Origin of the sequence: Streptomyces sp. Ru72 (assembly GCF_002920635.1) — a bacterium.
In the GTDB taxonomy this organism is placed as follows: Bacteria; Actinomycetota; Actinomycetes; order Streptomycetales; family Streptomycetaceae; genus Streptomyces.
On the sequence record NZ_PQSR01000006.1, the window covers coordinates 36528 to 55707 of the forward strand.

Annotated in this window: 16 protein-coding genes, 1 pseudogene and 1 riboswitch; of the genes and pseudogenes, 12 read left to right on the plus strand and 5 right to left on the minus strand. The window is 70.0% G+C overall.

From position 1 onward, the window contains the following. Window positions 1-5: 5 nt before the first annotated feature. The 3 genes from glyA to gcvT form a co-directional block, all read right to left on the minus strand. Window positions 6-1268 carry a serine hydroxymethyltransferase gene (gene glyA, locus C3488_RS04570; RefSeq protein ID WP_103837997.1) on the minus strand — a complete coding sequence of 421 codons (1263 nt, stop codon included), beginning with the start codon at window positions 1266-1268 and terminating at the stop codon, window positions 6-8. A 15-nt stretch (window positions 1269-1283) separates the two neighbouring features. After that, window positions 1284-1661 carry a glycine cleavage system protein GcvH gene (gcvH, locus tag C3488_RS04575; RefSeq protein WP_103837998.1) on the minus strand — a complete coding sequence of 126 codons (378 nt, stop codon included), beginning with the start codon at window positions 1659-1661 and terminating at the stop codon, window positions 1284-1286. Between the two features lie 109 nt (window positions 1662-1770). Further along, window positions 1771-2889 (minus strand): glycine cleavage system aminomethyltransferase GcvT, encoded by a 1119-nt coding sequence (gene gcvT / locus C3488_RS04580; RefSeq protein ID WP_103837999.1) that lies wholly within the window; start codon window positions 2887-2889, stop codon window positions 1771-1773. 184 nt (window positions 2890-3073) lie between these two features. Continuing rightward, a riboswitch (glycine riboswitch) is annotated at window positions 3074-3185 on the minus strand. A gap of 214 nt (window positions 3186-3399) precedes the next feature. On the opposite strand from gcvT, the gene C3488_RS04585 reads away from it, so the two are divergent. The 10 genes from C3488_RS04585 to C3488_RS04630 all read left to right on the plus strand — a co-directional run bounded on the left by C3488_RS04585 (window position 3400) and on the right by C3488_RS04630 (window position 15122). Continuing rightward, window positions 3400-4092: an AAA family ATPase gene (locus C3488_RS04585; protein WP_103838000.1), complete on the plus strand. Its 693-nt coding sequence runs from the start codon at window positions 3400-3402 to the stop codon at window positions 4090-4092. Between the two features lie 66 nt (window positions 4093-4158). Next, a complete protein-coding gene (locus C3488_RS04590) occupies window positions 4159-4950 on the plus strand; it encodes an enhanced serine sensitivity protein SseB (protein ID WP_103838001.1) in 792 nt (263 codons plus the stop codon). Window positions 4951-5188: 238 nt separating this feature from the next. Further along, window positions 5189-5983 carry an enhanced serine sensitivity protein SseB C-terminal domain-containing protein gene (locus tag C3488_RS04595; RefSeq protein ID WP_103838002.1) on the plus strand — a complete coding sequence of 265 codons (795 nt, stop codon included), beginning with the start codon at window positions 5189-5191 and terminating at the stop codon, window positions 5981-5983. Between the two features lie 318 nt (window positions 5984-6301). After that, window positions 6302-7309: an ABC transporter permease gene (locus C3488_RS04600; RefSeq protein ID WP_103838003.1), complete on the plus strand. Its 1008-nt coding sequence runs from the start codon at window positions 6302-6304 to the stop codon at window positions 7307-7309. Between the two features lie 68 nt (window positions 7310-7377). Then, a complete protein-coding gene (locus tag C3488_RS04605) occupies window positions 7378-9171 on the plus strand; it encodes an ABC transporter substrate-binding protein (protein WP_103838004.1) in 1794 nt (597 codons plus the stop codon). A gap of 110 nt (window positions 9172-9281) precedes the next feature. After that, window positions 9282-10280, plus strand: a complete 999-nt coding sequence (locus C3488_RS04610; protein WP_103838005.1) for an ABC transporter permease — start codon at window positions 9282-9284, stop codon at window positions 10278-10280. Further along, window positions 10277-11374, plus strand: a complete 1098-nt coding sequence (locus C3488_RS04615; RefSeq protein ID WP_103838006.1) for an ABC transporter ATP-binding protein — start codon at window positions 10277-10279, stop codon at window positions 11372-11374. The genes C3488_RS04610 and C3488_RS04615 overlap by 4 nt, the downstream gene beginning before the upstream one ends. A gap of 23 nt (window positions 11375-11397) precedes the next feature. Next, window positions 11398-12849, plus strand: coding sequence for a dipeptide ABC transporter ATP-binding protein (locus C3488_RS04620; protein WP_103838083.1), 1452 nt, complete (start codon window positions 11398-11400; stop codon window positions 12847-12849). Window positions 12850-12954: 105 nt separating this feature from the next. Continuing rightward, window positions 12955-14355 (plus strand): M1 family metallopeptidase, encoded by a 1401-nt coding sequence (locus C3488_RS04625; RefSeq protein ID WP_103838007.1) that lies wholly within the window; start codon window positions 12955-12957, stop codon window positions 14353-14355. Between the two features lie 68 nt (window positions 14356-14423). Continuing rightward, entirely contained in the window at window positions 14424-15122 is a 699-nt protein-coding gene (locus C3488_RS04630; protein ID WP_103838008.1) for a trimeric intracellular cation channel family protein, read from the plus strand. Window positions 15123-15411: 289 nt separating this feature from the next. On the opposite strand, the pseudogene C3488_RS42335 reads toward C3488_RS04630, so the two are convergent. Next, window positions 15412-16212, minus strand: a pseudogene (locus C3488_RS42335) (alpha/beta hydrolase); the annotation flags it as partial. Window positions 16213-16432: 220 nt separating this feature from the next. Between C3488_RS42335 and C3488_RS04640 the strand changes: the two are divergent. Further along, window positions 16433-17293 carry a thioesterase family protein gene (locus tag C3488_RS04640; RefSeq protein ID WP_103838009.1) on the plus strand — a complete coding sequence of 287 codons (861 nt, stop codon included), beginning with the start codon at window positions 16433-16435 and terminating at the stop codon, window positions 17291-17293. A 158-nt stretch (window positions 17294-17451) separates the two neighbouring features. Here C3488_RS04640 and C3488_RS04645 read toward each other — a convergent pair whose 3' ends face one another. Continuing rightward, window positions 17452-18078: a TIGR03086 family metal-binding protein gene (locus C3488_RS04645; protein WP_258053290.1), complete on the minus strand. Its 627-nt coding sequence runs from the start codon at window positions 18076-18078 to the stop codon at window positions 17452-17454. A 113-nt stretch (window positions 18079-18191) separates the two neighbouring features. On the opposite strand from C3488_RS04645, the gene C3488_RS04650 reads away from it, so the two are divergent. After that, window positions 18192-19157: a YafY family protein gene (locus C3488_RS04650; protein ID WP_103838085.1), complete on the plus strand. Its 966-nt coding sequence runs from the start codon at window positions 18192-18194 to the stop codon at window positions 19155-19157. Window positions 19158-19180: the final 23 nt, after the last annotated feature.

The window sequence follows — 19180 nt, forward strand, 5'->3', positions numbered from 1 at the left end:
GTGACTTACTTGTTCAGACCCGGGTACAGCGGGTGCTTCTCGGCCAGGGCCTTGACCCGGGCCCTGAGCCCCTCCGCGTCGTAGGACGGCTTCAGCGTCTCGGCGATGACGTCCGCGACCTCCGCGAAGTCCTCGGCCGTGAAGCCCCGGGTCGCCAGGGCCGGCGTGCCGATGCGCAGGCCCGAGGTGACCATCGGCGGGCGCGGGTCGTTCGGCACCGCGTTGCGGTTGACCGTGATGCCGACCTCGTGCAGACGGTCCTCGGCCTGCTGCCCGTCCAGCTCGGAGTCGCGCAGGTCGACCAGGACCAGGTGCACGTCCGTGCCGCCGGTCAGGACGTTCACGCCGGCCTCGCGCGCGTCGGCGGCCGTCAGCCGCTCGGCGAGGATCTTCGCGCCCTCGACCGTGCGGCGCTGGCGCTCGCGGAACTCCTCCGACGCGGCGACCTTGAAGGACACCGCCTTGGCCGCGATCACGTGCTCCAGGGGGCCGCCCTGGAAGCCCGGGAAGACGGACGAGTTCAGCTTCTTCGCGAAGTCCTTCTTCGCGAGGATGATGCCGCCGCGGGGGCCGCCCAGCGTCTTGTGGGTGGTGGAGGTGACGACATCGGCGTACTGCACCGGGTTGGGGTGCAGGCCCGCCGCGACCAGACCGGCGAAGTGGGCCATGTCCACCCACAGGTACGCCTCGACCTCGTCCGCGATCCGGCGGAACTCGGCGAAGTCCAGCTGCCGCGGGTACGCCGACCAGCCGGCGATGATCACCTTCGGGCGGTGCTCCTTGGCGAGCCGCTCGACCTCGGCCATGTCGACCAGGCCCGACTCGTCCACGTGGTAGGCGACCACGTCGAACTGCTTGCCCGAGAAGTTCAGCCGCATCCCGTGGGTCAGGTGGCCGCCGTGCGCCAGGTCCAGGCCGAGGATGGTGTCGCCGGGCTGGGCCAGCGCGAACAGGGCGGCCTGGTTGGCGGAGGCGCCGGAGTGGGGCTGCACATTGGCGTACTCCGCGCCGAACAGCTCCTTGATCCGGTCGATGGCGATCTGCTCGGTGACGTCGACGTGCTCGCAGCCGCCGTAGTAGCGGCGGCCGGGGTAGCCCTCGGCGTACTTGTTGGTGAGGACCGAGCCCTGGGCCTCCATGACCGCCAGCGGGGCGAAGTTCTCGGAGGCGATCATCTCGAGGGTGGACTGCTGGCGGTGCAGCTCGGCGTCGACCGCCGCGGCGACCTCCGGGTCCAGGTCGTGCAGGGACGTGTTCAGAACGGTCATCTGCGGGTGCGCTCCTCAGCCGGCGATGTGGGCGTCGTACTCGTCGGCGGACAGCAGGTCGGCCGGCTCCTCGGACACGCGCACCTTGAAGAGCCAGCCGCCCTCGAAGGGCTCGGAGTTCACCAGCGACGGATCGTTGACCACGTCCTCGTTGACCTCCGTGATCTCGCCGGTGACCGGGGAGTACAGGTCGCTGACCGACTTGGTCGACTCCAGCTCGCCGCAGGTCTCGCCCGCGGTCACCGTGTCACCGACCTCCGGGAGCTGGACGAAGACGACATCGCCGAGCGCGTTCGCCGCGTGCTCCGTGATGCCGACCGTCGCGACGCCGTCCTCGGCGTCCGACAGCCACTCGTGCTCCTTGCTGTAGCGCAGCTGCTGGGGGTTGCTCATGGCCTGAATTCTCCTGTACGCGGGGGAGTGGTGGTGAAGGGAGTACTGCTGGAGACGTGCGTGAGCACGGCGGAGGTGCGCGGGATCACGTCACCTGTCCGCCGAGTGCCTACTTCTGGCGCTTGTAGAACGGCAGTGCCACGACCTCGTGCGGCTCGTGGCTGCCCCGGATGTCCACCCCGACCCCGGGCGTGCCCGGCGCGGAGTGCGCGGCGTCGACGTACGCCATCGCGATCGGCCTGCCCAGCGTGGGCGAGGGCGCCCCGGAGGTGACCTCGCCGATCACCTCGCCGCCCGCGACGACCGGGTACCCGGCCCGCGGCACGCGACGGCCCTCGGCGACCAGGCCGACGAGGACGCGCGGCGGGTTCTCCTGCGCCCGGGACGCGGCCTCCTCCAGCGCGGCACGCCCCACGAAGTCGCCCTCCTTCTCGAACTTCACCACCCGGCCGAGCCCGGCGTCGAAGGGCGTCAGCGAGGTGCTCAGCTCGTGCCCGTACAGCGGCATGCCCGCCTCCAGGCGCAGCGTGTCCCGGCACGAGAGCCCACAGGGGACCAGGCCGACGGGGGCGCCCACTTCGGTCAGCGCCTGCCACAGCTTCTCGGCGTGCTCGGGCGCGACGAACAGCTCGAAGCCGTCCTCGCCGGTGTAGCCGGTGCGCGCGATGAGGGCGGGAACACCCGCGACCGTGCCGGGCAGGCCGGCGTAGTACCTCAGGCCGTCGAGGTCGGCGTCGGTAAGTGACTTCAGGATGCCGGGGGCCTCGGGACCCTGCACGGCGATCAGTGCATACGCGTCCCGGTCGTCGCGGACCGCGGCGGCGAAGCCCGCGGCACGCTCGGTCAGCGCGTCGAGGACCACCTGGGCGTTGGAGGCGTTGGCGACGATCATGTACTCGGCGTCGGCCAGCCGGTAGACGATCAGGTCGTCCAGGATGCCGCCGTCCTCCTGGCAGATCATGGTGTAGCGGGCGCGGCCCACGCGGACGGAGGCGATGTCGCCGACCAGCGCGTGGTTGAGGAACCGGTCCGCCTCGGGCCCGGTCACCGTGATCTCACCCATGTGCGAGAGGTCGAACAGCCCCGCCTTGCTACGGACGGCGACGTGCTCGTCGCGCTCGGAGCCGTACCTGAGGGGCATGTCCCAGCCGGCGAAGTCGGTCATCGTCGCGCCGAGCGAACGATGCAGGGCATCGAGCGCGGTGCGGCGCAGGGGGCTACTGCTCATCGGTTGTGCTCCCAGGGCGTGGGTCCCCCCGCGCGAGCGAATTCGAGCGTGGGGGAGGGCGAGGTCGGTCCTCCCCATCTGTCATCGGAACCTGAGAGGTTCGCCATGAACGCCCGCACGGCGGGTCGTCACGGCTTGCACCTTGGGTGGAGCCACCGAGAAGCGGCCCGCTTTCCAGATGTGCCTCGCCCGCGCGGTATCGGGGCCTGAGAGATTCAAGGGAGGGACTTGCTCCTTCGGCGCCCGGGCTCACGTACGTACCCCGTACGTCCCCGGAACTCTCCCGCGCGGATTCAAGCGGCCGGTATGCAGTTGGCGCGCACATCATTGCACGCCTCGCCCGATCGTGGCAGGCCGCGTGGTCGACCGGCTCGGGCCCGCCTCCACGACCGGCTCCCGGACGCATCTGTGACCGGCTTGTGGCAGTACGCGAACGCCATCGGGAGAACCGTCCATTACCTTCTCTTTACGCTCGGCGGGGATGGGGCTTCCTGACCGCAAGGGAGGACGATCACGGTGAACAGGACGACGGCGTACGCCATGAGCACGGGCATCGCGGTACCCCGGCAGCCCGGAGTCCCGGTCCGGGAGGCCGGCGCGCCGGTGCCGGCGCCGGTGGTCCGCGACCTGCGCGACCGAGGGGGCCGCAGCCCGTACGGGCTCACCTTCGGCGCCCGCGACCTCGTCGTGGTCACCGGCCTGCCCGGCAGCGGCAAGTCCACGCTCATGCGGCGCACGGTGCCGGGCGCCCGCGTCGACTCCCAGGACACCCGCGACCGCTGGGACGCCCGCCTGGCCCGCTTCCTGCCGTACGGGGTCTACCGCCCCCTGGTCCGCCTCGCGCACTACGCGGGCCTGCGCCGGGTCCTGCGCACCGGCAGCGGAGTCGTCGTGCACGACTGCGGCACCCAGACCTGGGTGCGCACCTGGCTGGCCCGTGAGGCCCGGCGCCGTGGCGGCACGCTCCATCTGCTCCTGCTCGACGTCACCCCCGACGCGGCCCTGGACGGCCAGCGCGAGAGGGGCCGGGGCGTCTCCCGGTACGCCTTCCTGCGCCACCGCCGTGCCAACCGCCGTCTGCTGCGCGCCGTCGAGCGGGGCCGGCTCCCGGAGGGCTGCGGCTCGGCGGTGCTGCTCGACCGGGACGCGGCGGACGTACTGCGCCGGATCGACTTCGCGGACCGGGCGGAAGAAACGGAATGAATCGCGGTGCCCGCGCACCCGTTAGCCTTTTCGCCACACCAGTGGTACTCGGCAGGCGGTAGGCAGATGGACATCCCGGCGGACCTTCCCGCGGACTTCCCGGCACAGGCGCACCCCCATCCGCACGGCGGATGGCCGGGCAACGAGCTGGAGGAGGTGCTCTCCGCCTCGCTCGGCATCCCCTCGGCGGGCGGCCGGATCGTCGAGGTGCTCGGCCGCAGCTTCCTGTGGGTGCCGCTGCCCAACGGCGGCGGCCCGCACAGCGGCCCCCTCGACCTGCCCACGCTGGAGCTCGAGGGCCAGGCGTACGTCCCGGTGTTCAGCTCGGAGGAGCAGTTCCGCCACGCTGCGGGCGGCCACATGTCGTACACCGTCGCGCCCGCCGCCGAGTTCGCCCGCGGGCTGCCCCCGCAGGTCGGCATCGCGGTGAACCCCGGCGGCGTGGTCGGCATACCCCTGCCTCCCGAGGCGGTGGCCGAGCTGTGCCGCGTGGGACGCACGCCGCTGGACGGCCCGACGACCGGTGGCCGCGTCCGCCTCTTCGAACCGGACTGGCAGGACGACCCGGTCGACTTCCTCGCCGCCGCGTCCGCCGAGTTCACGGCGACCGGGGTGGTCCTCACGGCACGCCGCTGCCTCGCCGCGATCGAGACGGCGGACCCGGTCCTGTTCATCGGCGTGGAACTCTCCCAGTGGGAGGGCGACCTCCGCACCCTCCCCCTGGACGCCCTGGGCCGCGCCCTGGCCGAGGTCGCGGTCAAGTGGCCGGTCAACCTGGTCCTCCTGGACGTCGCCCAGGACCCGGTGGCCGACTGGATGAAGGAGAAGGTCCGGCCGTTCTACCAACAGGGGTACTGAACACGGCGCTCCGCCAGGGGCTCCCCCTCAGGGCGCGGGGCTGTGTCGATATACGGCTCCGCCGCGTGGGCGCGCCCAGCCACGGACGAGCCGCACCCGCCGGCCGGCGGCAGACCCCGAGCTCTCGGGCACCCGCGACCGGCGGCAGCCACCCCGCACCGGCTGTCAGCGGACCCGCCTAACCTGGTTTCATATGCGGAGCACATCGTCAGCGAAGGGGCGGTAAAGGGTGAGCGGGGTGAGCGCGAGCGGCACCACGGCCGGCCAGGTCGAACACATGCTGCGCCAGGTGACGCCCGGGCGTTACGACGCCTACGAGGCGCTCCTGCGCGCGCTCGCGACCCCGTCCACCGGCAGGGTCTGGATGCTGCTGTGGCACGGCCAGGCCGGCTCGCCCGACGCCCAGTACGCCACCATGGAAGTCGGCGGCCACGGCTACGCGCCCTGCGTCACCTCCGCACAGGAACTCTCGGCCAGCGGCTGGACCCGCTCCTACGAGGTGATCGACGGCGCCGACGCGGCCCGCGCCCTCTACCCCGGCCACTACGGCCTGTGGCTGAACCCGCACGCGCCCGGCGGTGGCGTCGGCATCCCCTGGCTGGACCTGCGCCGCATCGCCGCCGGCCTGGAGCACCAGCCCGCGGGCCCCCTCAGGCTGTCCGAACCGGCCATCGAGATCCCGCAGTTCTACGCCCTGCTCACCCAGAACGCCCACCGCACGCCCGCCGTGCGCTCCTTGCGCCGCGCCTGGGTGCAACCCGCCCTCGGCGCGCCGTACCTGGCGATCGGCCTGGACGTCTACGACACCTCACCGCCCGCCGTCGACTCGGTGCGGGCGATGATGCAGCAGTCCGTCACGGCCGTCCCGGAGGGCCTGCCGGTGTCGACGGTCGCGTTGTCCGACGAGGACGACCCGGTGGCGATGTGGCTGCGCGTCAACTCACGCCCGTTCTACGACCGCGAGGCCCACGCCCCGGCACCGGCCCCCGCGGCGGGCGGCTACGGCTATCCACCTGCGCGCGGCGCGTACTGACGTCGTCTGCCGGACGGAGGGCCGGGTTCGGTACCCGGAGCCCTTCTTCGCGCGTAGATGAGGGGGGATGGTACGTCTCTCGTATGAAGTGTCCCAATTTGCTTGCGTCCGCACCGCGTTACCAGGTGTCCGGATAACGGATCTCCCCAGTCCGCATCACGTTTATGCATCCTTTCATCGTCAAGTCTGGCCACTGATCACCGAAGCGTTGAAGACTCCCGCTTCAAGGGGTTCGCCCCTGTGTACGACGGACTGATTCATGCCGCCACCGCGGCAAGTGCGGGCCGGCCACCGCCGGTTGAGAGGGGTCCCTGCCAGATGACGGCACCATTGCACGAGCCGACTGCGGAAGCGGCCCCGGGGGCGGCCGAGGAAGCAGCAGCTGCCGCCACCGACGCGAAAGCCGTTCAGGGCCGCTCCCTGGGACGGATCGCCTGGGAGCGTCTCAAGCAGGACAAGCTCGCCCTCACGGGCGGCATCGTCGTGCTCGTGCTCATCGCGGTCGCCCTGCTCGCTCCCGTGATCTCCAACCTGGTGGGGCAGGATCCCGACGCCTACCACGAGAGCCTGATCGACCCGCTCTTCGGCACGCCCAAGGGGTCCCTGGGCGGCATCAGCGGCGATCACCTGCTGGGTGTCGAGCCGGTCAACGGCCGTGACATCTTCGCCCGCATCCTCTACGGCGCGCGGGTCTCGCTGCTGGTCGGCTTCCTGTCCGCCATGGTCGCCGTCATCCTCGGCACCGTCCTGGGTGTCCTGGCCGGCTTCTTCGGCGGCTGGGTCGACTCGGTCGTCAGCCGCGTCATGGACGGTCTGCTCGCCTTCCCGCAGCTGCTGTTCACCATCGCGCTGGTCTCCGTCATGCCGAACAACATGCTGGGGCTGACCGGCTCCAGCGTGCGCGTGTTCGTGATGATCCTGGTCATCGGCTTCTTCGGCTGGCCCTACATCGGACGCGTGGTTCGCGGCCAGACGCTCTCGCTGCGTGAGCGCGAGTACGTGGAGGCGGCCCGCTCGCTCGGCGCCGGGCGCCTCTACATCCTCTTCAAGGAGCTGCTGCCCAACCTCGTCGCGCCGATCATCGTGTACACGACGATGATGATCCCCACCAACATCCTCACCGAGGCGGCACTCAGCTTCCTGGGCGTGGGCGTCAAGCCCCCCACGGCCTCCTGGGGACAGATGCTTTCGAGCGCGATCGACTACTACGACTCGGATCCCATGTACATGGTGGTCCCGGGCGTGGCGATCTTCATCACCGTTCTTGCGTTCAACCTCTTCGGCGACGGCGTGCGCGATGCGCTGGACCCGAAGGGCTCCCGCTGAACTGCCGTACCCCAGCTTCCCGTGGCACCTGCACGGGGTCTCTCATCAAATCCGGAGGATCCGAGATCGTGACTACCCAACGCACCTCAGGGCGGCGCAAGCAGGCCATGGCCGCTGCCGCCGTGGTCGCCGCGCTGCTGACCACGGCGGCGTGCGGCGGCGGCAACGACGACAACAGCGGTTCGAAGAACGGTGCGGCCGGCTTCGACGCGGCGAACAACAAGGTCGCCCAGGCATCCCTGGCCAAGAAGGGCGGCACGCTCAAGTTCGGTGGGGCCCAGGACGCCGACTCGTGGGACACCACGCGCGGCTACTACGGCTTCGCCTGGAACTTCATGCGCTACTACAGCCGCCAGCTCGTCACGAACAAGACGGAGCCCGGTAAGGAAGGCGCCAAGCTGACCCCGGACCTCGCCACCGGGCTCGCCAAGATCTCCGACGACGGCAAGACGTACACGTACACGCTGCGTGACGGGATCACCTGGGAGGACGGCAAGCCGATCACGTCCAAGGACGTCAAGTACGGCATCGAGCGCGTGTGGGCGCAGGACGTGCTGTCCGGCGGCCCGACCTACCTGAAGGACTTCCTGGACCCGGACGGCAAGTACCAGGGCCCGTACAAGGACACGTCCCCGGACCACCTCGGTCTGAAGGCGATCGACACGCCCGACGACAAGACGATCGTCTTCCACCTGCCCAAGGCGAACGCCGACTTCGAGGAAGTGCTCGCGCTGACCTCGGCGTCCCCGGTCCGCCAGGACAAGGACACCAAGTCCAAGTACGCGCTGCACCCGTTCTCCTCGGGCCCGTACAAGTTCCAGTCGTACAACCCGGGCAAGGACCTCACCCTGGTCCGCAACACCAACTGGAAGCAGTCCTCGGACCCGATCCGCAAGGCGTACCCGGACAAGATCACCGTCCAGTTCTTCTCCGACGCCAACCAGCTGGACCAGCGTCTGCTCAACGGTGACATCGATCTGGACATCAACCAGACCGGCATGTCGCCCCAGGGCCGCACCACCGCCCTGAAGGAGCACAAGGCCAACCTGGACAACCCGGTCTCGGGCTACATCCGTTACGCGGTCTTCCCGCAGAGCGTGAAGCCGTTCGACAACGAGCACTGCCGCAAGGCCGTCATCTACGGCGCCGACCACGTCTCCCTGCAGACCGCGCGCGGTGGCCCGGTCGCCGGTGGTGACATCGGCACCAACATGCTGCCGCCGTCCGTCCCGGGCGCCGAAGGCCAGAAGTACGACCCGTACGAGCTCGCCGGTGCGAACAAGAACGGCAACGCCGCCAAGGCCAAGGAAGAGCTGAAGGCCTGCGGCCAGCCCAACGGCTTCAGCACCACCATCGCCGTCCGCAACAACAAGCCGGTCGAGGTGGCCACCGCCCAGTCCCTGCAGGCGTCGCTGAAGAAGATCGGCATCAACGCCCAGATCGACCAGTACGACGGTTCGCAGACCACCGGCATCATCGGTAGCCCCGACAACGTGAAGAAGAAGGGCTACGGCATCATCATCATGGGCTGGGGTCCGGACTTCCCGACCGTCCAGGGCTTCGGTCTGCCGCTGTGGGACAGCAAGTACATCCTGCAGAGCGGCAACAACAACTACGCCCTGATCAAGGACAAGGCGATCGACGGCCTGTTCGACCAGTACGTGAACACGCTCGACGCCGCGCAGAAGACCCAGATCGCCACGCAGATCAACCACAAGGTCATGGAGGGCGGCTACTACCTGCCCTTCGTCTTCGAGAAGTTCATCAACTGGCGTTCGAACCGGCTGGCGAACGTGTACACGACCGACGCGTACAGCGGTCAGTACGACTTCGTCAACCTGGGCCTGAAGTCCGCGAAGTAAACCCGGCACACCCGCCGTACGGCACGAAAGGCAGGTGAAGGCCGGCGCGGCGTGACCGCGGGCCACCGGACGACCTCCGGTGGCCCGCGGTCCGCGGCGGGCCGTTAGCTGTGCTCGCTTACCTCATCAGGCGGCTCTTCGCCGCCGCAGTGATGCTTGTGGTCATCGTCATGGTGGTCTTCGGCATCTTCTTCCTCGTCCCCAAGTGGGCGGGCGTCGACATCGCCGCGAGTTTCGTGGGCAAGCAGGCCGACCCGGCCGCCGTGGAGGCGGTGCGCGAGAAGCTGGGCCTCGGCGACCCGATCTACGTCCAGGTCTGGGAGTTCTTCAAGGGCATCTTCGCGGGCCGCACATACGCGGCCGGCGGTGACGTCACCCACTGCGCCGCACCGTGCTTCGGCTACTCCTTCCGCAGTGAACAGGCCGTCTGGCCGGTGCTGACGGACCGCTTCCCGGTGACCCTGGGCCTCGCGCTCGGTGCCGCGGTGCTGTGGCTGATCTTCGGCATCGCGGCGGGTGTGCTCTCCGCGCTCAAGCGGGGCAGCATCTGGGACCGTGGCGCGATGGTCGTCGCCCTGGCGGGTGTGTCCCTCCCCATCTACTTCACCGGCCTGCTCAGCCTGGCGATCTTCGCCTTCGGCCTGAAGTGGATCGACGCGCAGTACGTGCCCCTCGACCAGAGCGTCGGCGGCTGGTTCGGCGGCATGATCCTGCCGTGGATCACCCTCGCGTTCCTGTACGCGGCGATGTACGCCCGGATCACCCGCGCCACCATGCTGGAGATCCTCGGCGAGGACTACATCCGCACCGCCCGCGCAAAGGGCCTGCGCGAACAGACCGTCATCGGCAAGCACGCCATGCGCTCGACGATGACGCCCATCCTGACCATGCTCGGCATGGACCTCGGCGCGCTCATCGGCGGTGCCATCCTGACCGAGTCCACGTTCAACCTGCCGGGCCTCGGCCGTGCCGTGCTCGACGCCATCAGGAACCAGGATCTGCCCATCATCCTGGGCGTCACCCTGATCACTTCCCTCGCGGTGCTCATCGCCAACCTCGTGGTGGACGTTCTGTACGCCGTGATCGACCCCCGAGTGAGGCTCTCATGAGCGAACTCAGCAAGACCGGAGCAGCCGTGAGCGAACCCACGAGTTCCTCGCCCGCGCCGACCGCCTTCCTCGAGGTGCGCGACCTCAAGGTGCACTTCCCGACCGACGACGGCCTGGTGAAGTCCGTCGACGGGCTCAGCTTCCAGCTGGAGAAGGGCAAGACCCTCGGCATCGTGGGCGAGTCGGGCTCCGGCAAGTCCGTCACCTCACTCGGCATCATGGGCCTGCACACCACGGGCCAGTACGGCAAGCGCAGGGCGCAGATCTCCGGCGAGATCTGGCTGAACGGCACCGAGCTGCTGTCCGCCGACCCCGACCAGGTGCGCAAGATGCGCGGTCGCGAGATGGCGATGATCTTCCAGGACCCGCTGTCCGCGCTGCACCCGTACTACACGATCGGCCAGCAGATCGTGGAGGCGTACCGGATCCACCACGACGTCGACAAGAAGACCGCCCGCAAGCGGGCGATCGAGATGCTCGACCGGGTGGGCATCCCGCAGCCCGACAAGCGCGTCGACAACTACCCGCACGAGTTCTCCGGCGGTATGCGCCAGCGCGCGATGATCGCGATGTCGCTGGTCAACAACCCCGAACTGCTCATCGCGGACGAGCCGACCACCGCCCTGGACGTGACCGTCCAGGCGCAGATCCTCGACCTCATGCGCGATCTGCAGAAGGAGTTCGGCTCCGCCGTCATCATCATCACCCACGACCTGGGCGTCGTCGCCGAACTGGCCGACGACATCCTGGTGATGTACGGCGGCCGCTGCGTGGAACGCGGGCCGGCCGAGAAGGTGTTCTACGAGCCCCGCCACCCCTACACCTGGGGCCTGCTCGGCTCGATGCCGCGCCTGGACCGCGAGCAGCAGGAGCGCCTCATCCCGGTCAAGGGCTCACCGCCCTCCCTGATCAACGTCCCGTCCGGCTGCGCCTTCAACCCCCGCTGCCCGTACGCCGACGTCCCGAAGGACAACGTCACCCGCACCGTCCGGCCCGAGCTGACCGAGGTCGGCAGCCGGCATTGGGCCGCCTGCCACATGTCGCAGGAGCAGCGGGAGCGTATCTGGACCGAAGAGATTGCGCCGAAGCTGTGAGCGAGAACTCCAAGGACGCGGCAGTGACGATTCCTGCGCAGAGCGACGGTGCCACCCTCACCAAGGACGCCGCACCCGGCGAGACCCTGCTGAAGGTGACCGGCCTCAAGAAGCACTTCCCCATCCGCAAGGGCCTGCTCCAGCGGCAGGTCGGCGCCGTGCGCGCGGTCGACGGCCTCGACTTCGAGGTCAGGGCCGGTGAGACCCTCGGCGTCGTCGGCGAGTCCGGATGCGGCAAGTCCACCATGGGCCGGCTGATCACCAGGCTGCTGGAGCCGACCGAGGGCACCGTCGAGTTCGAGGGCAAGGACATCACGCACCTCGGCGTGAGCGGGATGCGCCCGCTGCGCCGCGATGTGCAGATGATCTTCCAGGACCCGTACTCGTCGCTGAACCCGCGCCACACCATCGGCACCATCGTCGGCGCGCCCTTCCGGCTCCAGGGCGTCACGCCCGAGGGCGGCATCAAGAAGGAAGTGCAGCGGCTGCTGTCGGTCGTGGGTCTCAACCCCGAGCACTACAACCGCTATCCGCACGAGTTCTCCGGCGGTCAGCGCCAGCGCATCGGCATCGCCCGCGCTCTCGCGCTCAACCCGAAGCTGGTCGTGGCCGACGAGCCGGTGTCCGCGCTCGACGTGTCGATCCAGGCGCAGGTCGTCAATCTGCTCGACGACCTCCAGCAGGAGCTGGGCCTGACGTATGTGATCATCGCGCACGACCTGTCGGTCGTCCGGCACGTCTCGGACCGGATCGCGGTGATGTACCTCGGCAAGATCGTCGAGCTGGCCGACCGCGACTCGCTGTACAAGGCGCCGATGCACCCGTACACCAAGGCGCTGATGTCGGCGGTGCCGATCCCGGACCCGAAGCGGAAGAACGCCAAGAGCGAGCGCATCCTGCTCAAGGGCGACGTCCCCTCGCCGATCGCGCCGCCGAGCGGCTGCCGATTCCACACCCGGTGCTGGAAGGCGACGGAGATCTGCCGGACCACCGAGCCCCAGCTGCTGGAGCTGAAGCCGGGACAGCGGGTGGCCTGCCACCATCCGGAGAACTTCGAGGACCAGGCCCCACAGGACACGGTGCTGCTCTCCGACGCCAAGGAGGCGGCGAAGCTGGTCGCCGACGAGGTGCTGGCGGAGTCCGCGGAGACGTCGGCGGCGGTGGCCGCGGAGGTCGAGGCGGAGGCCGAGGCCTCCGGTGCACCGGCTGCGACCGAGGAGCCCTCCGAGGCATCCGGCGACTCGGAGGACACGGAAGCACCTGCTGCGGAGGAGACCCCCGCATCCGCGGAAGAGGAGTCCGCGGAGGAGACCGCCGAAGAGACGCCCTCGGACGAGCCCTCCGGCGAGGCGGACTCGGAGGAGCCTGCCGGCGAGGCACCTTCGGACGAACCCGACGGGGGCGAGGCACCCTCGAAGGAGCCCGCTCCCGAGAAGCCCGCGGCGGCGGACCGTCAGGAGTCAACCGACAAGTAAGGCATGACAACTTGGCAAAGTCATGCACATGACCGAACGGGGGAGTGCAGAGTCTGGCGTGACCGCCCGATCGACTGATCGGCGCACGCTCGAAGGGATGACTCCATGGCACTCTCCCGTTCGGCACGTTCGGCGCGCTTAGGGGTTCTGGCCACCGCGGCGGCCTCCTTCCTCGCCGTCGCGGCGTCCTCCGCCCCGGCCCCGGGCTCCGACGGCATCGGCGACTCCTACTTCCCGCAGCTCGGCAACGGCGGCTTCGACGCCCGCCACTACGCCCTCGACGTGGCGTACGCCCCGGGCACCGGCCGCCTCGACGGCCGTACGACGATCACGGCCCGTGCCACCCAGAGCCTGACCTCATTCGACCTGGACCTGCAGCAGCTTCAGGTCACGAAGGTCGAGGTGAACGGCAGACCCGCCCGGTTCACGCGCCAGGGCGACGAGATCCGCATCACCCCGCGCGGCGTTCTGCCGGGGGGCCGGGACTTCACGGTGGCCGTCACCTACGGCGGCGTCCCGCAGCCCCTCGGCGGTCCCATCGTGTTCGGATCCAAGTACGGGTGGATGAAGACCGCCGACGGCGTCTTCGTCGCCTGCGAGCCCAACGCCGCCTCCACCTGGTTCCCGTCCAGCGACCACCCCTCCGACAAGGCCACCTACGACATCCGCATCAAGGCGCCCAAGGGCCTGACCGCGGTCTCCAACGGACGGCTCATATCGACGTACGACAAGGGGGACCAGACCGTCACCCACTGGCGGGAGTCCAAGCCGATGGCCACCTACCTGGCGACGGCGACCATCGGCAAGTTCGATGTGCGGACGGGGAAGACGCCGTCCGGCATCCCGATCTACGTCGCCATCGACCCCGTGCTGAAGAACAGCAACAGCGTCGACGTGTACGCCGTCACCGCCGAGGCCACCGACTACTGGTCGAAGGTCTTCGGCCCGTACCCCTTCGAGGAGACCGGGGCCATCGTCGACGACATGCCCGAGGCGGGCTTCTCCCTGGAGGTGCAGTCGAAGCCCGCGTACTCGGCCGTCCGCAACGAGACGACGATCGTGCACGAGCTGGCCCACCAGTGGTTCGGCGACTCGGTCTCGGTGGCGCACTGGAAGGACATCTGGCTCAACGAGGGCTTCGCGACCTACGCCCAGTGGCTGTGGGCCGAGCACAAGGGCACCCGCTCGGCGCACGACTCCTTCGTCGCGGCGTACGACGCCCGTCCCGCCGACAACGCGTTCTGGCAGGTCAAGGTGGCGGACCCGCAGCGCGACACCATGTTCGCCTCCGCGGTCTACCAGCGCGGGGCGATGACGCTCCAGGCGCTGCGCGAGCGCATCGGCGACACGGCGTTCTTCGAGCTGCTGCCCGCCTGGACCAGGCTCCACCGCTACGGCAACGCGAACACCGGCGACTTCATCCGGCTCGCGGAGAGGATCTCGGGGCAGCGACTCGACGACCTGTTCCAGAAGTGGATCTTCACTACGGGCAAGCCGGCTCTGTAACTTCGGCGCAATCCGGAGTTGTCCTTGCTTTGTAAGGTGCACCCTCGTGGATGAGTGAGAATGTAAGGGTGCTCCAGCAATTGTTCAGCCCCTCCGTCCAGCACACCCTGGATGTCGTCGGCATCTTCGTCTTCGCGATCTCCGGCGCCCTGCTGGCCGTCCGCAAGAACTTCGACGTCTTCGGCATCGCCGTGCTCGCCGAGGTCACCGCGCTGGGCGGGGGGCTGTTCCGCGACGTGGTCATCGGCGCCGTGCCGCCGGCGGCGTTCACGGATCTGGGGTACTTCCTGACCCCGCTGTTCGCCGCCCTGCTGGTGGTCTTCCTCCATCCGCAGGTGGAGCGCATCCAGGTCGCCGTCAACGTCTTCGACGCGGCCGGCCTCGGGCTGTTCTGCGTCGCGGGGACGACGAAGGCGTACGACTACGGACTCGGCCTGACCGCGTCCGCCGCCCTCGGCCTCGCGACGGCCGTGGGCGGCGGTGTCCTGCGCGACGTCCTCGCCAACGAGGTGCCCTCGCTGCTGCGCTGGGACCGCGACCTCTACGCGGTCCCGGCGATCGTCGGGGCCACCATGGTCGCGCTCTGCATACGTTTCGACGCGCTGACCCCGCTCACCTCGGGGCTCGCGGTCGTCACCGCTTTCGTACTACGCCTGATGGCGATGAGGTACCACTGGCGAGCTCCGCGCGCTTGGAACCGCCGGTCCAATGTGGCTGAGGAAGACTCCCCGTGGCCTGGCCGGTCATCTGCTGGCTCAGCCAGGTGAACACCGTCGGGATCTGCGGGCGCCACAGGGCCATGCTGTGCCCGCCCGCGCTGTGCGGGATCAGCACCGCGCGCACCACCGTGGGCGGCTTCGCGATCGCCTGCAGCGCGGCGGCCGCCTGGTAGCCGTCGCCCATCTGGCCCGACAGGTACAGCGAGATCCGGGGCGGGGTGCGGTAGCCCTTCAGGATGAAGTACGGGTTGTTCTGCCGGCGCAGCTCGACGCTCCGCGCGGCCAGCGAGTTGCGCTCGCCGATCGGGTCGTTGTAGCCGGACAGGCTGATCGCGGCCCGGTAGCGGTCGGGGTGCGCGACTGCGAGCTTCGCGGCACAGTGAGCCCCCGCGGAGTACCCGGCGGCCGCCCACCCGTCCGGGGCGGGCTGGGCGCGGAAGTTGTCCATGATCATCTTGGGCACGTCGACGCTGAGCCAGGAGTCGGCGTTCACCACGCCCGGGACGTTCGCGCAGCCGGTGTCCACCTTGGCGATGAGGTTGGTGCGCGGCGACACCAGGATGAACGGCTGCACCTGCCCGCTCTCCATCAGCGGCAGCAGCTGCTCGTGCACCTTCAGTGAGCCGAACCACGCCTTGGCCGAGCCCGGGTAGCCGGACAGCAGCTCCACCACCGGGAACTTCTTGTCCTTGTAGGCGGGGTCGTTGTACTGCGGCGGCAGCCACACGTAGACCTCGGCGTCGACGCCGGAGACCCGGCCCTTGAGCTGGGTGACCTCCACCCCGCCGGCCGCGTGCATGTTCGGGCCGTCGGCCGGGGTGAATGTCTGTTTGACCTTGGGCAGGGCCTTGATCTGGATGCCGCCGGTGCCGTCCTTGCCGAGGTCGGCGGCCTGCTGCACGTGGTCGCCCGTGCCGAACAGGTCGGACCAGTTGTCGTAGAGGCTGTTGGCGTTGTTCACCAGGACGAAGACGAGGGTGACCGCCGTGGCCTGGGCGAACACGAGCATGAGCACTCGGACGGCCTGGCGCAGCACCATCGGGCCGCGCAGCCGCGACCACAGGAGCAGAGGCAGGATGAGGGCGATCGCCAAGAGGACGATCGACGTGATGAGGAACGGCGTCCCGGTCAGGCTCATCGGCTATGCGGCTCTTCCTGTGAACGGGCGGAACAGGCTGTACGTCTTCTGAGAGGGAGACAGCGGGCCGTCGGTCACGGACGAGTGGGGACACTTACCGAGAAATTGCCAAAACCTCACTGAAGAACGGCCGAAATTCGTCCTGAGGTCCGGCGCGACGTCACTCACTCGACCGGCCTCAAAGCTACTGCTTAGTAATTTCCTGTTGTACGGTTCTGGCATGCCAGAAGCAGCTACCGCACCGGCCGGGCGGGCCACGATCGGCGACAGCGAGTTCGACCGCGACACCGCGGTCACGCGACGGAAAACCGGCGTCTACGACATCGACCTCTCCGCCGGCTGGACGATCATCAACGCCGTCAACGGCGGCTATCTGCTGGCCGTCCTGGGCCGCGCCCTCGCGGACGCCCTGCCGCACCCCGACCCGTTCACCGTCTCGGCGCACTACCTGACCGCCTCCCAGCCGGGGCCGGCCGTCGTGCGCACGGACGTGGTGCGCACCGGCCGTACCCTCTCCACGGGCCAGGCGTCCCTCTTCCAGTACGACGAGGAGGGCCACGAGGTGGAGCGCATCCGTGTCCTCGCCTCCTACGGCGACCTGGACTCGCTCCCCGACGACGTCCGCACGAGCGCGCGGCCGCCCGCGATGCCGCCCCTGGATCAGTGCTTCGGCCCCGAGGACGGTCCGGCGCCGATCCCCGGCAGCTCGGCCATCACCGACCGGCTGATGCTCAAGCTGGACCCCGCGACCCTGGGCTGGGCGCTCGGCGCGCCCTCGGGGAAGGGTGAGATGCGGGCCTGGTTCGGCCTCGCCGACGGACGGGACGCCGACCCCCTGTCCCTGCTGCTCGCGGTGGACGCACTGCCGCCCACAGCCTTCGAGCTGGGAATCTCCGGCTGGGTACCGACGATCGAACTGACCGTGCACGTACGCTCCCGCCCGGCTCCGGGCCCCCTGCGCGTCTCGATCACCACGCGCAACCTCGCCGGTGGCTTCCTGGAGGAGGACGCGGAGGTCTGGGACGCCGAGGACCGCCTGGTCGCCCAGTCCCGCCAACTGGCCCGCGTCAAACTGACCTGACCCGGACAGTCGGGAGGCATGCCGCAGGCGGAGCCCCGCCGGGCTCCCAGGGGCGGGGCCCCGGCGGGTCGAAGGGGCCGGGCCCCTGGGGGACGGGAACGGATAAGGGCGGCAGGGGCGCAACGCGTCCCCGCAGCCCCCGTCGCACACCTTCCGCCCTACCGGTCCAGCGGCCGGCGGCCGAGCCACGCCGCCAGGCGCGCGTAGGCGTCCGCCGCCTCGGGGACCGGAACCGCCGACGCGAACGGCAGGTCGTCGCCCCGTTCCCCTTCCGGCAGGACGAGGCGGGCCACCGCGAGCGCGAACTCCGCCAGTTCGGGGTCCAGGTCGCCGGGCCGGCCCAGGGCCTGCCAGAGATCCCAGGTGTGGGCCACGCACTCCATCACATACCCGGACAGCGCGTTGCGCCCCGGCGCCTCTCCCCACGGCACGCGCACCGCCGCGTCCAGCCGGCCGTCGTCCGCCCAGCCCCGTCGCACAGCGGACCTGGCCTCCTCGTACGCGGCGGCCCAGCCGTCGTCCGGGACGCCGTCCACGAACGGACGCACGGCCATCCCGTCGCCGCCCGCGCCGACCCGGGCGATCCGCAGGGTGCCGCCGACGATGTGTGACAGGAGGGTCCGCACGTCGAACTCCGAACACGGCGTCGGGCCCGCGAGCTGCCCGGGCCGTACGGTCTCGATCAGTGCGGCGGCCTGCTCGGCGGCGCGGGCGTACACGGGGCGCGGGTCGGTCATGGCGTCGGTGGTCGTGGCGGTGTCGGTGGTCGTGGCGACGTCGGTCATGGCGGTTCTCTCCGTTCTGTTCGGTCCGCGAGGGACATCCGGAGGGTCGCGCCATAACCTGACAGTTTCCGTCAACATTTGCGCGCCGACCCCGTGCCCGCGATCCTGTGGCCGTGAAGTCCGACCGCCTGCTGTCGATCCTCCTGCTGCTCCAGACCCGCGGCCGCGTCCCCGCCCACGAGCTCGCCGAGCGGCTGGAGGTGTCGGTGCGCACCATCTACCGCGACATCGAGGCCCTCTCGGCCTCCGGCGTCCCGGTCTACGCGGAGCGCGGTCGGCACGGCGGCATCGAGCTGCTCGCCGGGTTCCGTACGGACGTCACGGGTCTGACCGCCGACGAGTCCCGCGCCCTGTTCATCCTGGCCGCCCAGGGCGCGCACGCCGCGCTCGGCCTCGACGCCGCCCTCGGCTCCGCGCTGCGCAAGGTGATGGCCGCGCTGCCCGCCCCCCACCGCCCGGCCGCCGAGGCCACCAGCCGCCGCATCCTGGTCGACGCCACACGCTGGAAGAGCGGCCCGCAGTCCGCCGTCGACCTGGACACCCTCCAGGACGCGGTGTTCGCCGACCGCCGCCTCAGGCTGCGCTACCGGCACAGCGGGGCCACCGCCCCGCGCACGTACACCGTGGACCCGTACGGGCTGGTCTCGAAGGCCGGCGTCTGGTACCTGGTCGCCGACCGCCGAGGCGCTCCCCGGCTGTTCCGCGCGGACCGGGTGCGCTCGGCGACTCTGCTGCCGGACCCGGTGCGGCGGCGTCCCGGTGTCGAACTCGCCGACGTCTGGGAGGTGCTGCGCCGACAGGTGGAGGAGCGGCCGGACGGCTTCGAGGTGACGGTCCGGGTGCGCCGCGGCATCCTGGACATGTTCCAGCGGCTGGCAGCGTCCGCGCTCGTCGCCCTGCCGGAGGACGACGGCGAGAGCCCCTGGGTGACCGCCCGGCTGTCCTACGGGTCCGTCCGCGAGGTGCGCCAACTGCTGATGTTCACCGACCGGCTGCAGGTGCTGGCACCGCCCGAGGCTCGCGAGGAACTGGCGCGGGCGGCGGCCTCCGTCGCGGAACTGTACCGGCGCGAGGACTGAGTCCCGGGGCGAACGCGCAGGCC

Coding starts and splice junctions, on each gene's coding strand:
- C3488_RS04590 (WP_103838001.1), top strand. CDS start 4,159: ATGGACATCCCGGCGGACCTTCCCGCGGACTTCCCGGCACAGGCGCAC.
- C3488_RS04600 (WP_103838003.1), top strand. CDS start 6,302: ATGACGGCACCATTGCACGAGCCGACTGCGGAAGCGGCCCCGGGGGCG.
- C3488_RS04640 (WP_103838009.1), top strand. CDS start 16,433: ATGCCAGAAGCAGCTACCGCACCGGCCGGGCGGGCCACGATCGGCGAC.
- gcvH (WP_103837998.1), bottom strand. CDS start 1,661: ATGAGCAACCCCCAGCAGCTGCGCTACAGCAAGGAGCACGAGTGGCTG.
- C3488_RS04615 (WP_103838006.1), top strand. CDS start 10,277: ATGAGCGAACTCAGCAAGACCGGAGCAGCCGTGAGCGAACCCACGAGT.
- glyA (WP_103837997.1), bottom strand. CDS start 1,268: ATGACCGTTCTGAACACGTCCCTGCACGACCTGGACCCGGAGGTCGCC.
- C3488_RS04625 (WP_103838007.1), top strand. CDS start 12,955: ATGGCACTCTCCCGTTCGGCACGTTCGGCGCGCTTAGGGGTTCTGGCC.
- gcvT (WP_103837999.1), bottom strand. CDS start 2,889: ATGAGCAGTAGCCCCCTGCGCCGCACCGCGCTCGATGCCCTGCATCGT.
- C3488_RS04645 (WP_258053290.1), bottom strand. CDS start 18,078: ATGACCGACGTCGCCACGACCACCGACACCGCCACGACCACCGACGCC.